The following is a 13,790-nucleotide window of genomic DNA, read 5'->3' on the forward strand; positions in this document are numbered from 1 at the left end:
AAATTACCCCTTGAACACTTTCATTTCCCAAATTGCAAAGTCGATGTTTGGATGCTCATTGAGTTGCGGCAAGATTTTTCGTTGCAATCCGGTTTTCACACAAGTCCCATGCCGGTAATCGACCAAATACCGTAAAACCAATACAATTCCTGCATCATTCGTATCCACTGAAAATACAGGCTGCAGGGCTGCTTGCTCACTAGACATGTGACCTTTCTTCTTCTTAAGCTCAGGCAGTACAGTTTCCTCGAAATATGCCTGACCTGCATCCGTCATGATCTTCTCAGCTGTCTGCCATTCGCTATCGAAAGACAGTACGTACTTGAGTTCATGCCAAACAAATGAATTTGCACCACCGATAATTTCAATGGATTCATTGAAAATAATACTATTCGGCAGCTTGATAATACGCCCTGTATTCGCATCGGATGATAATCCAGTACGTACCTCTAACAATTTGAAACTAGTTGAATTGATTTCAACAACATCCCCGATAATTTCATTAATTTCTACACGGTGTCCAATTTCAAAATACTTCCGATACTTAATGACAAAATATCCGATAATGTTGTTTGTCAATCCTCTGACCATGAACACCGCAATGACGCCAAATAATAGTGCGATTAAGACCAGTACATTTATCGCCTGAATCCATATGAATAACACCGCAACGACCGTCAACGTCGCCATCGTCTGCTTCGCTGCTTTATGTAACTGAATCTTCTTCGTGAAATCTTTAACACTTCTCAATATCATTTTTTTGAATAAGACATATAAGGATAAGCCGAGCACCAGAATTACCACTGTCAGCGCCACTTTGTTCAAATATGCATCCGGCGTTTTTAAGGTGGATTTTAAGCTATCGGCAAGTCCAAGGAAATACTCTTTTAAAACGTCTGGCATGGTACCACTCCTCTGCCCTACTAGTATACCGTAAATATCACTTTTTGCTGTGTGTTACACGAGTGATCCACCTCGACACAAAACGTTCAGCAATCAAAAGTCCGGTCGATGGTAGACTGAAAAGTAAGGAGTGGATTATTGTGAATGAACAGAACGAAGAACTTTTCACGAAAGCTGCGGATTTCATCGAACGTTGTTATGGGGAGTTAGGACTTCCTGCGGAACAACAACAACAGCGACTTCAAGACATTAAAAACGAAATCACAGCAAGCGGCACCTATACACACACGCCCACTGAATTGGCGCATGGGGCGAAAATGGCTTGGCGCAACAGCAACCGCTGCATCGGTCGTCTGCTTTGGGAGACACTTGAAGTGTTCGATAGACGAGACGTAACAACAGTGGACGAAGCATTTGATGCATTGCTGGACCATGTTCACTTTGCAACGAATGACGGTGATATCCGATCGACCATTACCGTCTTCCCACCACGGAAAGAAGGACAAAATCCAATTCGTATCTGGAATCATCAGCTAATTCGGTATGCAGGTTATGAAATGGATGGGAAAGTTGTGGGTGATTCTGCGAATAATGCCATGACAAAAAAGTGCGAGTCTCTCGGCTGGCAAGGGGCTCACACTTCGTTCGACATCCTACCGCTCGTTATCCAAGAAGACGGACACCCTCCTAAATTGTACAAGCTACCGGATGGCTTAGTGAAAGAAGTACCCATCAGCCACCCAGACATTGCTGGTGTCGAGGCGCTTGGCATCAAATGGCATGCGGTACCGATTATTTCTGACATGAGGCTTGAAATCGGAGGTATTGACTATCCGATGGCGCCTTTCAACGGCTGGTACATGGGAACTGAAATCGGAGCACGGAACCTTGCGGACGAAGACCGATACAACCTGCTGCCGGCGATAGCGAAACAGATGGGACTTGCAACAAACTCAAACCGTTCACTCTGGATTGACAAAGCACTCGTCGAACTGAACATCGCTGTCCTGCACTCTTATCACCAATCAGGCGTTACAATTATCGACCATCATACAGCCGCCAAACAATTTAAAGCGTTCGAGAAAAAGGAGAAGAATGCGGGACGCTCCGTCACCGGTAACTGGACTTGGCTTATCCCGCCTGTCTCCCCCGCTACGACGCATATTTTCCATAAGCCATACCGAAATGATATCGTGACACCAAACTTCTTTCATCAGGCAAGCCCACTGGACGAAGAATAGACACTACGCTTTTTTCATGCACCTATGCACCATTCGTTTGTGCATAGGTGTTTCATCATCACCTACCTACCTCAACAAAATCTTTCATAACTGAACCCTCCCGTTTCCCAATCACCTACACCTGTATACCCAGCACTATTGCATCCCTACTAAAAAATACTAAGCCGCCGAATGAGTCGGTGGCTTAGTATTGGGTGTACTAGATTTCTTACATTAACCTTTTAACTCGATTGCCTGGTCTAACACTTTGTCACCTTTCATCATTCCGTAAGCTAACTGATTGATGATGTCTACCTTTATACCTTGAGGTTCCAATTGTTGTTTTATCTTCTTTTCCAGGTATCTGACTTGTGGTCCAATCAGGACTACATCCAGGTTTTCCAAGTTGTTTTTCAATTGAGATTCAGCAACTGCACTGATCTCTACATCTAAGTTCCTTGCTTCTGCTGAATCTCTCATCTTCTTCACTAACATAGAAGTCGACATTCCCGCAGAACAAACTAGAATGATTTTCATCTTTTTCCCTCCTCAATCATCTGCATCCGTTCGTACATATCAATCATCTCATTCGCCAACTCTTTAACCGTCATCGCTGTCATGAGATGATCTTGAGCATGCACTAATATGACTGTCACAGGATTTTCTACACCGTTAGCTTCAGCTTGTAAAAGTTTTGTCTGGTAATTATGAGCTTCAGTGAATTCCTTATCCGCTTCTTCTATCTTCTTTCGAGCTTCATCAAATTCATAGGATTTCGCTAGGGCAATGGCTTCCATTGAACTGGATCTAGCGTTGCCTGCGTGCAAAATAATCGTGAATGACAGCATTTGTATTTCTTCAATTGTGTGCATCCTCAATCTCTCCCCATCTGTTGTTTTAACGCTCTGACGCCTACCATAACAAATGGAATGTACATCATCGTAGCAATCGCGAAGTTAAATAGCTGTAAAGCAATTCCTCTCCAGCTTCCGCCAGTCACTAAGTAACCACTTAAAATCGGTGGTGTCGTCCATGGAATAATCGCGACCGTTTTTGGTACTAACCCTGTAGCTAGAGCGAAATAAGACGTGATTGTTAAGATAACCGGAATCATGATGAATGGAATTAGCATCGCTGGATTCAGTACAATCGGTAAACCAAAGATTACTGGCTCGTTAATGTTAAATAGTGAAGCCGGTGCAGAGAGTTTACCAACTTCCCGATACGGGTGATTTTTCTGTTTCCGTATGACGATGAATATCGCAGCAATTAAAGCGATGGTCGTACCTGATCCACCCATGAACACATACGCATCAAGGAATGGTTTCGTTACTGTATAAGGAACATCGAACGCTGAGACCCCACTATTGAATAGCTCTAAGTTTTCCTGGATCAACGGAAGGTACAACGGCTCCATAACAGCCCCTATAATGTTCGTACCATGTAACCCAAAGAACCAAAGTAAGTGATTCAAGAATGCAATTAAAATAGCAGCTGGCAGCGTATTCCCGAGACCTTGTAACGGCTCCTGAATCGCTTGGAATATCACTTCAAATATACTAATTTCAGCAAACACACTCATTAAAGCTTGGAAACAACCAACTAAAATCAAAATAATCGTCGCTGGGATCAATGCCTTAAACGATCGAGCAACACCTTCAGGGACTCCTTCTGGCATTTTGATCGTCCATTTAGAGTTCACTAATACTCGGAATAGCTCAGTCAGTACAAGTGCAAGGATGATGGCCACAAATAGTCCTTGAGCCCCTAGCCAAGCAAAATTCAATCCCCAATCTTCCGTCACAGGAACAAGCATGATGTATGCTGCCGCAGAGATTAAACCCGCGGACAACCCATCGACTTCATAAGACTTGGCAAGATTATAGGCGATTGAAAAGGCGACTAGCAATCCTAAGACAGCAAAGGTACCGTTCCATATACTTCCTCCAACTGCTTGCCAGTTCCCTTCTCCTAATATACCATTCATCCATTCAACAAAACTGAAAGAACCTAAAGGTGGAAAGTTATTGATTAGAATAGCGAAAGATCCTACAATGATCAGCGGCATAATCGCAACAAATCCATCACGGATTGCTACGAGGTGACGCTGTGCCCCAATTCGTCCAGCAATTTCAATAAACTTCTCCATGAACCTGCCTTTCATTCCAATTCCCCCTTGAATTGTGGTAAGTACTCTTTGTGAGCTGTTAGCAACTCATCAAGTACCGTTTTACTTCCCTTTTCATCTCGCATAAGTGGATTCATGAGCATCGCTACGTATGCATCATGATAATTACCAGATAGCCCTGCTTGAATAACAAGTTCCTCAAATGCTTTCATCTCGCAAACAATCCCTTTGATAGAGAGCGGTAGCGGCCCCACTGCAATCGGTTCGGGTCCGTTTTCCGTAATCACACTGTTCACTTCAATCACTGCATCATTTGGCAAATCAGGAATCGCTCCATTATTAAAAGTATTTACCGTTTGTATGTCTTTTCTATTATTATAAATGGAATCCATTAGACTACAGGCGACATCACTATAAAAAGCGCCCCCACGCTCTTCTAGCTCCTTCGGTTTGTCTTCCAGTTCAGGATTCTTATAGAGTTCAAATAACGACTTCTCCAACTCTTGGACTTTTTCAGCACGCGTACCATGTTCGTTAAACGCTTGAATATCCTTTTTCAGAACATCTTTCATCTGGAAGTAATATTGATGATACGGATTAGGCAACAGCTTTGTCGCGTCAATGAACGTACTAGACCATCCTAGATCCACAATATTAGCTGGAGAATAATCCAAGCCCTGTTTTAGTTTGTTCAATACATCTTCTGTCCGATCAATCCCGTTAACCGTGACCTTTCTTCCAAAAACAAAATGATTCATCCCGATGAATTCAATTTCCACATCACTTGGTGAAACATCCAAAATCTCGGCGCTAGAATGTCGCATGTTAAATGGAATATTACATACACCAATCACTTTCTTATGTGCGGAATACTTTAACAGCGCTTCAGTAATCATTCCTGCAGGATTCGTAAAGTTGATCATCCATGCGTCTGGGCAGATGAGATGGATATCTTCCGCCATTTCCATCATGACGGGAATCGTACGAAATGCTTTGAAGATTCCTCCTGCTCCATTCGTTTCCTGTCCAATGAATCCATGACTTAACGGGATCCGCTCATCTTTCGCTCTTGCTTCTAAACCACCAACACGTATTTGTGTAGACACAAAATCTGCTCCTAGAAGAGCTTCTTTTCTATCCAATGTCCAAGATACGTTTATAGGCTTACCAGATTTCAAAATCATTCTCTTCGAAAGCTCACCAACAATCCGTAATTTCTCCTTCCCCTCTTCAATGTCTACTAATACAATGTCTGTTACAGGAAACGAATCATGACGACGAATGATTCCCTCGATGATTTCAGGAGTATAGCTCGATCCTCCACCGATGATAACGATTTTTAAGTTCATGTTAAAAGCTCCTTTACTGCAAATGTGAAAGCGGTTGCAAAATATGATTACGGGTAAAATCACTAGACTTATAAATCTCCACATATACTTCAGTAGAGATATCCAGATACATATTTCAACAGAACACTTATAAATTGTTACTACTTTCTAATTCTTTAAAGCAAATGTATCATACATTTAAAAACTTGTATATAACAATAATTCATATTATTCAAATGTAGTAACATATATTCCAAATTTGTTATTGTATCTTTAATCTTGTACACTTTAGTCATTATCAATGAAGGAGCATTGCAATGGAAAAAAACCAAGCACTTCATGCGTACATTAAAGAAGATTTACTGAATCGTATAAAGTCTGGCACTTATAAAGTAGGCGACAGAATTCCTACAGAATTGGAATTATGTAAAGATTTCGATGTCAGTAGAACAACAGTAAGAACAGCACTTAAACAACTTACAATTGAGGGATATCTTGTCCGCAAACAAGGAAATGGGACTTTTGTTGCGGAACATAAAGTAAAACAAACCCTTTCACACACAGTGAAACGGTATAGTGATCAAATCGCAATCCAAGGAAAAAAAGCAGAAATCTCACTCGTCAGTATTCAAGTAATCCCTGCGACAGAGCTGCTAAGAAATGTACTTCATGTGTCCATCAATGATCCTATTCAATGTATTGAGCGGGTTAGAAAAGCGAATGGTGAACCTACACAATTTGAAATTGCTTATATTCCATGGAAATTAGCACCTGGCATTACGAAAGAACAGGCTGAGTCATCTTTATATGAAGCACTCAAAACAAACTATCATTTACAGATTGCTAAGACAACAGAGCATGTTGAGATTGCATTTCCCGACGATCGAGTGGCTCACATCTTAAAGTATAAGGAAGGCTTGCCATGCTTCTATATTGAAACAGTGGCCGAGGATGTAGATGGAAATGTATTTGAATACTCGCGCTCCTATTTCAGAGGCGACAAGACGAATTTTGTCATTAGTCGTAATTACTTAGAGGAAGAGTGATTTGTAAAAACTAGGAGGGATTATGGTGAAAGTACTTTTTAACGCAGATGATTTCGGGTTAACAAAAGGCGTGACGGATGGGATACTTCACTCTCATACAAACGGTGTGGTTCAGTCAACCACGTTAATGATGAATGGACTTGCAACGGAATATGCCGTTGAAAAAGCGAAATTGTTCCCTTCCTTGCATGTAGGCATTCATCTCGTACTCACATATGGCAAACCCTTAAGTGAAGACGTGCCAACACTTGTCAATGAACAAGGTGTCTTTCGCTATACGAATGCCTTTCTAAAAATGGAGCCGCCCAATCTTGAAGAGGTAGAAAAAGAATGGCGTGCTCAGCTGGATGCGTTTCTTGCGACAGGTTTACCACTTCACCATATCGACAGTCACCACCACGTTCATGGCTGGGACGTTTTTAAAGAACTCATCGTAAAGCTATCGAACGAGTACCAAGTCCCCGTCCGTTATACGGATTCCATAAAAAACTATCCTGATATCCTGTTGACCGACTCTCTATGGTTGGATTTTTACGAGGATGGAGCCACTGAAGATCTCTTTTCTCGCTTAAAAAGCCTTGAAAGTAAGTCTGTTGAAATAATGACCCACCCTGCCATCGTTGACCTAGATTTAAGATCCGTTAGCTCTTATCAAGACAAAAGAGAAGATGAACTCCACATATTATGTAATATAAAAATCCCTGAATGGGTAGAAATGATGCAGTAGGATTTGAACCTTTTTTGGTGAATTTTACTTTCACACTTATTTCAATACCCCCATGTAGCGCACCGTATCTTTTCTAAAACAATTCTATTGTCAGATTTTCTTGTTGTAACGTATGAAAGTTGAAAAAAATAAAAGATACCCGGTCCGCAGTGAATTATAATTGCGGACCGGGTATTTAATTTTTGTGCATCTCGGGGCTTTTGTGTTGTTGAAGCAAACCCATTTGTTTTACAAACATATCTAATTTTGAATCCTGTTTTGCAGTTTCTAGAACATGCATTTAAGTGCTCGTTGCGTAGGAAAACAATGATCAATTCTCCTGTTGATTTAACTCATCTACATTCTCGGCTTCGAATTCATCGAGCAACGCGCGCACTTCATCTGTCGTCTCCGTGTACATCAATTGATTTCTCAATTCACCTGCTCCTCGAATTCCTTTGACATAAATCTTAAAGAATCGACGGAGTGGTTTGAATGGAAGCTCTTCAATTTCTTTCGAGTATTTATCATGGAGATCCAGCTGAAGTCTTAAGAGATCCATTAACTCTTTACTGCTGTGCTCTCTTGGCTCTTTTTCAAAGGCGAATGGATTTTTAAAGATGCCTCGTCCAATCATTACGCCATCCACACCGTATTTTTCGACGAGTTCTAAGCCCATTTGACGATCCAAGATATCTCCGTTGATGGTTAACAATGTATCTGGTGCAATTTCATCACGAAGTTTCTTAATCTCAGGGATGAGTTCCCAATGCGCTTCAAAATTACTCATTTCCTTACGAGTACGCAAGTGTATCGATAAATTAGCGATGTCTTGCTCCAATATATGTGTCAGCCAACCACGCCATTCTTCTACATCTGTATAACCTAGTCTCGTCTTCACACTGACTGGCAATCCTCCCGCTTTTGCAGCTTGGATAATATCCGCTGCGTTATCAGGATAATTGATCAGCCCGCTACCTCTTCCTTTCGAAGCTACGTTTGGAACAGGACAGCCCATGTTAATATCGATCCCTTTAAATCCTTGTTCTGCCATTCCGATACTCATATCTCTGAAGTGTTCGGGCTTGTTCCCCCAAATATGAGCCACCATTGGCTGTTCGTCTGCTGTGAACGTCAAACGCCCGCGTACACTAAAGATTCCCTCCGGATGACAATAACTTTCCGTATTCGTAAACTCTGTGAAAAACACATCAGGTCTTGCAGCTTCTGCCACGACATGACGAAACACAACATTCGTGACATCTTCCATCGGTGCTAATATAAAAAACGGTCGTGGTAATTCACGCCAGAAATTCTCTTTCATGTTCAAATTCCAATCCTCTCATTATGGGATGCCAGGTCAGCCCTTCATCTAAAAATCTTAGTGTAGTAATACTGGAAATCGAAGTAGACCTTTTTTACGTTGCCTACCTATAATTTTATTCTCAACGTTAACTATTTTACATGACTAACGTGTATGTGGGAAGAGACTGGTTCTAATAAGGTCAATCATTCCATTATACAAAAAGCCCGCCGGCACATTCCACTATGTTTGGAATTCGCGGTGGGCAATTATTGTGAAGTTACCTTTGAGGTTTGCTTTGTAAATAATATCGATTTTACAAAGGAGCCGAAACTTGAATTGGATGATAGACAGGCAGCATTCACTACGTCAAATCACTAGCATGGGTGACTTGATTGCGACCGCCATTTTTGGAGGCATAGAGTGCGTAATCTGCTTTGGACTGTAAAGAACTTTCTGTATCTCCTTGTAGAAACGTTGCTGCTCCTATACTTATCGTGATGGCTGATTCACCCCAGTCTGCCTTTTCAACATGCAATCGGATTCTTTCAGCGATTTTCAGAGCATCAGATTTATCGGTATTCGGGAGAATCAATGCAAATTCTTCTCCTCCATATCGGGCGGCAATATCTTCTTTTCTGGACTCCTCTTCGAGTAACCGTCCCATCTCCTGCAATACTCTGTCGCCCGTCATATGACCATAAGTATCGTTAATCTCCTTAAAGTAATCGATATCCATTAGCAGCAGGGAGATTGGCTGCATTTGTCCAGCATGTGAATTGAAATTGGATGTCAGACTTTCTTGTAGGCAGCGTCTGTTCTTGAGACCCGTTAATCCGTCTGTTTCGGCTAATTTTCGAAGCTTTTCATTCAATTCCAGCAGTTCATTTTGCTTGCACTCCAATTCGTTCCTTAACATGTCCAGCTCTTCTATTTGCTTTTTCTTCATCTGGTTTCGCTGATCGGTCTCCTTTTTAGCTACCAGAAGGGCCTGCTCATACTCATATCTTTCTTTCATAGGAAAACAGGCACAATCGTTAAAAAACTTACCGCCACGTTCATTTCTCGAGGCATTGAGCAGTATAGGGATTTCCTGTCCGGACTTTGACTTTAAAGCAATATACATCGCATCCACTTTTTCCTGAAGGCGGATCATCGGAAAAAATAGAGTTGATAAAAAGTTTGGCTCGCATGCGTCAAGATCAGGTTGATGTGCTGCCCCTGTAGCTCTTGAAGGTTGTAATCGAGTAAACCGAGCAGCGTCTGATTAATATCTAGAATCGTGCTGTCATCATTAAGTGATACGTAACCGCATGGCGCAAAGTCCAGTTGCTCATCCATTTGAACTATCCTGATCAGCGACTGATTTCAAATAATCGCTAATCAAACGGATGGTCTCTTCAGGATGGCTCAAATGTGGACAATGTCCCGTCGCCTCCATTAAGGCGTATGCACTATCTGTGAGGACGCTGTGCATATATTTACCGACTTCTATCGGAGCAATTGCATCATCAGAGCACTGGAGAATGAGTGACGGCACCGTAACATTCTGTAAATCATTCCGGTGGTCAGAGAAAAAGGTTGCTGTTGCAAATTGGCGGGCTACGGTTGGATCCGTAGAGCAAAAGCTCTCCTCCAACTCTTGGAAAAGTTCCGGGCGCTCAGGATTTTTCATAATGACCTGAGAGAGATAATTTGCCCAGCCAATATAATTCATCTCCATCATCCCAATCAATCCCTCAAGGTCTTCCTTTTCAAATCCTCCTTTATAAAGAGGAGGGTCATTCAAGAAACATGGTGAAGGACCGAGCATCACAAGGCGCTCAAATCGTGTTGGCTCTTGAATAGAGGCCAGCATGCCGATAATACTGCCAACCGAGTGCCCCACAAATATTGCATCATTTATATCTAAAGCATCGCATATATCAAGTACATCTTGTGCATACCCATGAAGGTCTTGGTACTTAGTCGAACTGTAAGCACTGTAATCAGACTTTCCAGAGCCGACATAGTCGAACAAAATGACACGGAAATTTTCTTCGAACGCCGGTGCGACTAGCCTCCACATATTCTGATCACACCCAAAGCCGTGCGCAAAGATCATTGCCTTTGTGCCTTTTCCTGTAACGTTCACGTTATTGCGAATAAGGGTATTTTGATTCATAAAAAAGCCTCCATTACTTATTTTATAATAGCAGTTTAGTCTTTAGAATAATATTTTGCACAATCGCAAATAGGGCAATGTTACTAATTCCAGTATAGAATAAAATATATCTTCTTTCAATATCCGTCGAATTTCAATTGTGACAATTTCTTACACTGACAAAGAAAGCATCTATCCTCTGTATAAGAATAGATGCCTTATGTGCTTGTGTAGGAAGCTTTCGTTCATGTTTATAGTTTCGTGATTGTTTATTCACGCCACTTTCAATAAATGCTGTTCCACATCACTATCTTTTCCGGATTATACAAAAAAACCACCTACCGATTCCACTATCTTTGGAATCGGTAGGCAGTTTATTGTCGTGGTTGCGAAAACACCAATATCTACTATTTTCTAAATCAATTTTAGATTTACAGCCGGATTATGATGCTGGGTTTACTTGCATCTCTACTAGGATTTTGATGTCTTTACCAACGAGTACGCCGCCTGTTTCAAGAGTTGTATTCCAAGTCAGGCCGAACTCTTCTCGGTTGATCTTCGCTTCCGCTTCAAACCCATATACTTCAACACCCCATGGATTTGTTCCTTTTCCGCCAAACTCCACGTCAAAGGTTACCGGTTTCGTGACGTCTTTAATCGTTAAGTCGCCCGTTACTTTGTAGTCATCGCCTTTTTTTACAATGGAAGTGGATTGGAATGTAATGTTGGAGAAATTCTCTACATCAAAGAAATCTGCTGACTTCAAGTGGTTATCCCGATCTACTGAATGTGTATTGAGGCTTGTCACGTCGAAATCGAAAGCAATCGATGCAGTTGTGAGATCAGTTAAGTCTGCTGCTTCAACCGTTGCTGTGTAGCCGTCAAATTGGCCTTTCACTTTGGATACCATCATGTGTTTTACTTCAAACCCTACTGTTGAGTGCGATTGATCTACTGTCCATTTTGTCATTTTAATTTCCTCCAATTTATATATGATTCTCTTGAATCTGAGTTTTTGTTTCTTGCCAGGTTAAACTGGTCACTTCATCTGTAATAGTCTGTAGTATCTTACTGAAAAATTTGTTCATACCAAGCTTTTGCAGCTTTTACTTCCGACATTGTCAACTGATGTCCCGCGTTCTCCCAATGAAGTCCCACGGATGCCCCTGCTTCTTCCAGCAGGTTCTGCAACTCAGTCGATTCTTCCTGCGTACAGATCGGGTCGTTTGCTCCCGCTCCGATCCATACATGAATCCCTGTAAGATCAGGCATAGGGACATTACGTATTGGCACCATCGGATGATGCAAAATGGCTCCCTTTACTGCATCGTCATAGTGAAATAGCAGACTGGCCGCAATATTAGCACCATTTGAATACCCGATAGCTACGATATTTGACGGGTCGAATTGATGGTCAATTGCCGCCTGATCCAAAAAGGCTTTCAGCTCTTTCGTCCGGAAAACTAAATCTTCTTCGTCAAATATGCCTTCTGATAACCGTTTAAAGAAACGAGGCATGCCATTCTCCAAGACATTTCCACGTACACTGAGCACGGAAGCTTCAGGGTCAACTAATTCTGCTAACGACAGCAAGTCCTGCTCCGTACCGCCTGTGCCGTGCAACAACAGTAAAACCGGTTTCTCGCCATTAGTACCTTTTCTAAAAATATGCTGCATAATGGGGTTGCCCCTTTCTACAAGTACTCTTTTTCTATTTGAATCGTACTGCGTACGGTGTCGATCGGCCGAACAATCGCCTCGATTTGTTCCCGTTTTCCTTCCAGGAATGGTGGTAGCGACAAAATTTCACCAACTGTTTCATAAGGTTCATCCCCCATGAAACCAGGTCCATCTGTTGCCCACTCAAAAAGAATTCCAGGAGCTACACGCGCATATAGGGATTCAAAGAAAAATCGATCTACATACCCGGATGTATTTAAACCGAATGATGGCAAGCGCTCAATCCACTCGTTTAACACATTCGTATCTTCTACCCGGAAAGCGGCGTGGTGAACAGTTCCGTACCCTTGACGGCCATCTGGAAGTGATGTGTTGTGCTCCACAATCACTTGTGCTCCGTTCCCGCCTTCACCCACTTCGAACAAGTGTAGGGAGCCTTCTGCTGCCACTTCTTTAAACAGCATGACCTTTTCAAGCACTTCTTTGAAGTAGTCAAACTGTGCAATCCGAATGTGGATCGGTCCTAACCCCGTAATCGCAAATTCGAGAGGCACAGGACCATGCTGCCAAGGTGTACCTGATACAATACCTGTGTTGTGCTCATCTGAAACTAGCATATAGTTTTGTTCGTCGAAATCGATGAATGAAATGGTTTTTTTGCCGAAAACTTCTTGGATTCCCGTATGGGTCACGTCGTATTTTTCAAAGCGTTTTACCCAATAGTCCAACGCCGCATTTGTCGGTACCCGAAAAGCGGTTTTGTAAATCTCATTCGTGCCATGAACCCCTTTTTGAATGCCTGGAAAATCGAAAAATGTCATATCGGTACCGGCTGACCCTGCATCGTCTGCAAAGAACAGATGATACGTCCGAATATCATCCTGATTCACCGTTTTCTTCACTAACCGCATCCCTAGTGTATATGTGAAAAACTCATAATTTTTCTCCGCACTACTAGTAATTGCCGTCACGTGGTGAATACCTTTCAATCCATTCATATTATTATCTCCCTTCTTACCTTGTGATATTATCTTGAATTCAAGATATATAAGCAAAAAATAAACAGCTCGAACTTACAAGCTAGTTTTGTGTTATTTTAACTCAATTATTCATAAATGGCTCGCCATTCATGTGGGAAGGCAGTTCATCCATAGTAATTTCTCCTCCAATTTGTTTGGAAAATAAATTACCTTGAATTCAAAGTAATCATAACACGTCATATTTTTCAGGTCAATTAGTTTGTTCCTCCTTTTGAGTAGATCAGATTCAGAAAATGCCCAAAAGCACAAAAAGCGTCAACTTCAATAAGAAGTTGACGTTTTTTAAACTTAGC

At 41.8% G+C, this 13,790-nt stretch carries 15 protein-coding genes; 3 read left to right on the forward strand and 12 right to left on the reverse strand.

Annotated features, from left to right (window positions below; genetic code table 11):
- Positions 1–3 precede the first annotated feature (3 nt).
- Positions 4–903 (reverse strand): mechanosensitive ion channel family protein, encoded by a 900-nt coding sequence (locus RL70_RS12135; RefSeq protein ID WP_039043659.1) that lies wholly within the window; start codon positions 901–903, stop codon positions 4–6.
- A 134-nt stretch (positions 904–1,037) separates the two neighbouring features.
- On the opposite strand from RL70_RS12135, the gene RL70_RS12140 reads away from it, so the two are divergent.
- Positions 1,038–2,144, forward strand: coding sequence for a nitric oxide synthase oxygenase (locus RL70_RS12140; protein WP_369795230.1), 1,107 nt, complete (start codon positions 1,038–1,040; stop codon positions 2,142–2,144).
- Positions 2,145–2,357: 213 nt separating this feature from the next.
- Here RL70_RS12140 and RL70_RS12145 read toward each other — a convergent pair whose 3' ends face one another.
- From RL70_RS12145 to RL70_RS12160, 4 genes are read right to left on the reverse strand one after another with little or no spacing between them, the layout of a single operon-like run.
- Positions 2,358–2,660 carry a PTS sugar transporter subunit IIB gene (locus RL70_RS12145; RefSeq protein WP_025782815.1) on the reverse strand — a complete coding sequence of 101 codons (303 nt, stop codon included), beginning with the start codon at positions 2,658–2,660 and terminating at the stop codon, positions 2,358–2,360.
- Positions 2,657–2,995: a PTS lactose/cellobiose transporter subunit IIA gene (locus tag RL70_RS12150; RefSeq protein WP_039043661.1), complete on the reverse strand. Its 339-nt coding sequence runs from the start codon at positions 2,993–2,995 to the stop codon at positions 2,657–2,659. The genes RL70_RS12145 and RL70_RS12150 overlap by 4 nt, the downstream gene beginning before the upstream one ends.
- A gap of 2 nt (positions 2,996–2,997) precedes the next feature.
- Positions 2,998–4,287, reverse strand: a complete 1,290-nt coding sequence (locus RL70_RS12155) for a PTS sugar transporter subunit IIC (protein ID WP_082003406.1) — start codon at positions 4,285–4,287, stop codon at positions 2,998–3,000.
- A complete protein-coding gene (locus tag RL70_RS12160) occupies positions 4,284–5,600 on the reverse strand; it encodes a 6-phospho-beta-glucosidase (RefSeq protein WP_039043662.1) in 1,317 nt (438 codons plus the stop codon). Before RL70_RS12160 ends, RL70_RS12155 begins: the two co-directional genes overlap by 4 nt.
- Positions 5,601–5,896: 296 nt before the next feature.
- Between RL70_RS12160 and RL70_RS12165 the strand changes: the two genes are divergently transcribed.
- Positions 5,897–6,625, forward strand: a complete 729-nt coding sequence (locus tag RL70_RS12165; protein ID WP_039043663.1) for a GntR family transcriptional regulator — start codon at positions 5,897–5,899, stop codon at positions 6,623–6,625.
- Between the two features lie 25 nt (positions 6,626–6,650).
- Positions 6,651–7,352: a chitin disaccharide deacetylase gene (gene chbG, locus RL70_RS12170; protein WP_052245947.1), complete on the forward strand. Its 702-nt coding sequence runs from the start codon at positions 6,651–6,653 to the stop codon at positions 7,350–7,352.
- 310 nt (positions 7,353–7,662) lie between these two features.
- On the opposite strand, the gene RL70_RS12175 is transcribed toward chbG, so the two are convergent.
- The 7 genes from RL70_RS12175 to RL70_RS12200 form a co-directional block, all read right to left on the reverse strand.
- Positions 7,663–8,655, reverse strand: coding sequence for a tRNA-dihydrouridine synthase (locus RL70_RS12175; protein ID WP_039043701.1), 993 nt, complete (start codon positions 8,653–8,655; stop codon positions 7,663–7,665).
- A 343-nt stretch (positions 8,656–8,998) separates the two neighbouring features.
- A complete protein-coding gene (locus RL70_RS12180; protein ID WP_052245942.1) occupies positions 8,999–9,760 on the reverse strand; it encodes a GGDEF domain-containing protein in 762 nt (253 codons plus the stop codon).
- Positions 9,761–9,786: 26 nt separating this feature from the next.
- A complete protein-coding gene (locus tag RL70_RS17365) occupies positions 9,787–9,975 on the reverse strand; it encodes a PAS domain-containing protein (RefSeq protein WP_052245943.1) in 189 nt (62 codons plus the stop codon).
- Complete coding sequence (locus RL70_RS12185) at positions 9,968–10,798, reverse strand: alpha/beta fold hydrolase (RefSeq protein WP_039043665.1); 831 nt, start codon at positions 10,796–10,798, stop codon at positions 9,968–9,970. The genes RL70_RS17365 and RL70_RS12185 overlap by 8 nt, the downstream gene beginning before the upstream one ends.
- A 421-nt stretch (positions 10,799–11,219) precedes the next feature.
- Positions 11,220–11,747: a YceI family protein gene (locus RL70_RS12190; RefSeq protein WP_039043666.1), complete on the reverse strand. Its 528-nt coding sequence runs from the start codon at positions 11,745–11,747 to the stop codon at positions 11,220–11,222.
- A 98-nt stretch (positions 11,748–11,845) separates the two neighbouring features.
- Positions 11,846–12,457 carry an alpha/beta hydrolase gene (locus tag RL70_RS12195; RefSeq protein ID WP_039043667.1) on the reverse strand — a complete coding sequence of 204 codons (612 nt, stop codon included), beginning with the start codon at positions 12,455–12,457 and terminating at the stop codon, positions 11,846–11,848.
- Between the two features lie 14 nt (positions 12,458–12,471).
- The gene (locus RL70_RS12200; RefSeq protein ID WP_039043668.1) at positions 12,472–13,455 is read right to left on the reverse strand and encodes a ring-cleaving dioxygenase; all 984 of its coding nucleotides are present in this window, start codon (positions 13,453–13,455) and stop codon (positions 12,472–12,474) included.
- Positions 13,456–13,790: the final 335 nt, after the last annotated feature.

This window comes from Sporosarcina sp. ZBG7A (assembly GCF_000813425.1).
Classification (GTDB): domain Bacteria; phylum Bacillota; class Bacilli; order Bacillales_A; family Planococcaceae; genus Sporosarcina.